The organism is Desulfonatronovibrio magnus (assembly GCF_000934755.1).
GTDB lineage: Bacteria > Desulfobacterota > Desulfovibrionia > Desulfovibrionales > Desulfonatronovibrionaceae > Desulfonatronovibrio > Desulfonatronovibrio magnus.
The window spans coordinates 1-1,167 of record NZ_JYNP01000153.1 but is presented as its reverse complement, the minus strand read 5'-3'; the positions used below and the strand labels follow the sequence as shown (position 1 = coordinate 1,167).

The window sequence follows — 1,167 nt, the reverse complement described above, 5'->3', positions numbered from 1 at the left end:
GGGTAAATTACCCATTGATGCCACAAAACAAGTCAGGGATGTACGCACTGAAAGAACCTGTATCGGCTTACAATGATGTTTTTGAGGGTAAAATGGGGCTTCTAAGCTCCGAAAATAAGCTGTTTTGGGACATTTATCCTGATATTTAAGGATGATGGTTAGGTCCGACCCCAATGACACCAATGACAACCCAGATGCCAGTTGCCCGCATGGGTGGCGATACGAACCATGCACGGGCTGTATATGGCCGATATGTTGCCGAGGCTGTGTTCTGGACTCCAGCCGCCTTGCTCCCAAGATCAGGTGTTGTTTGGGAAGCTCTGGACCAGGACACTGCCCGGGTGACAATAAGTCACAAAGGGCTATCGCAGGCGATAGATCTAAAGATGGATGCCGAAGGTCGTCCCGTGGTGGTTCAATTCATGCGGTGGAGCGATGCGAACCCTGAAAAGAAGCATAAGCTCCAGCCTTTTGGTGGGAGTCTGTCAGATTTTCGTGAAGTCCAGGGTTTTCGCGTCCCCTTCAATGTTGAAGCCGCCAACATGTTTGGCACAGACCAGCACTTTGTGTTTTTCAAGGCAAATGTCACCGCCGTCCGATTCTTGAAGGCAGGATCATGATTTCCTGCGACCAACGCCTACATGCATTTACAGTGAAACCGGCTAACAAGGCGCTGCACCGGACGGCAATTCCGCTGCGCTCCATTGCTGCCGGTGAGCTTGATCGTTGTGCCTTTAAAAACACTTGACATCATAAGTCATAAAGCACAATGTGAATTTATGAGAATTACATTATCCATACCAGATGAAGTGGCTCATCGATTCCAGGCTGCAGTACCCGCCCGTCAGCGATCTCGTCTTGTTACACGTTTGCTGGAACAGGAGTTAAAGGATCGAGACAGCTCGCTGGCAGCTGCTTGTCGGGCAGCCAATCGTGACAAAGCTTTAGAGCAAGAGATCGACGAGTGGCAAGCATTTGAGGACGGAATCGAGGAATGACCGAATCCATTATCATGCGGGGTGACGTTTGGTGGGTGAGTTTGGACCCGACGCAAGGTTCCGAGATAAAAAAAACTCGTCCCTGTGTTGTCCTTTCACACAATACCATAAACAAGCTTCGTCGGACTGTTGTTGTGGTTCCTCTCTCCACCGCTGCGAAATCACACCC

Annotated in this window: 3 protein-coding genes; all 3 read left to right on the top strand. The window is 50.0% G+C overall.

Annotated features, from left to right (window positions below):
• Positions 1 to 173 precede the first annotated feature (173 nt).
• On the top strand, positions 174 to 620 hold the full coding sequence (locus tag LZ23_RS11965) for a DUF6544 family protein (RefSeq protein WP_198145985.1): 447 nt from the start codon (positions 174 to 176) through the stop codon (positions 618 to 620).
• A 99-nt stretch (positions 621 to 719) separates the two neighbouring features.
• Complete coding sequence (locus LZ23_RS11960) at positions 720 to 998, top strand: hypothetical protein (protein WP_198145984.1); 279 nt, start codon at positions 720 to 722, stop codon at positions 996 to 998.
• The coding region (locus tag LZ23_RS11955) for a type II toxin-antitoxin system PemK/MazF family toxin (RefSeq protein ID WP_332308286.1) at positions 995 to 1,167 on the top strand (173 nt) is incomplete at its 3' end. The genes LZ23_RS11960 and LZ23_RS11955, both read left to right, overlap by 4 nt.

Bases quoted from the DNA above. Each gene is read 5' to 3' on its own strand.
- LZ23_RS11965 (WP_198145985.1), top strand. From the start codon at position 174: ATGACACCAATGACAACCCAGATGCCAGTTGCCCGCATGGGTGGCGAT.